Here is a 299-nt window from a genome sequence, read left to right as displayed (position 1 = left end):
CCGACTTCCTCATCTGCACCTGCCGCACCGGCGATGACCCACGCAAGGGCCTGACTCACTTCCTGCTCGACCGCAAAGAACACCCGTACGAAGTGCAGAACATCCACAAGATGGCCTGGAACAGCCAGTCCACCGCGCAGATCTTCCTCAACGACGTGCGCGTTCCGGCCAGCAACATCATCGGCGGCGAAGGCCAGGCCCTGAAAAACACCCTGTCGTTCTTCGAGCGCTCCCGCGTGTGCGTGGCCGCTCAAGGCCTGGGCATCGGCCGTCGCGCACTGGAAGAAGCCGTGCGTTAC

At 63.2% G+C, this 299-nt stretch carries 1 pseudogene; it reads left to right on the top strand.

The features are described 5' to 3' along the window. Positions 1-299: pseudogene (locus BK660_RS32295) on the top strand (acyl-CoA dehydrogenase family protein); the annotation flags it as partial.

It is taken from the genome of Pseudomonas brassicacearum (assembly GCF_003732265.1).
In the GTDB taxonomy this organism is placed as follows: Bacteria; Pseudomonadota; Gammaproteobacteria; order Pseudomonadales; family Pseudomonadaceae; genus Aquipseudomonas; species Aquipseudomonas brassicacearum_D.
This window is presented reverse-complemented; position numbering and strand designations above follow the sequence as displayed.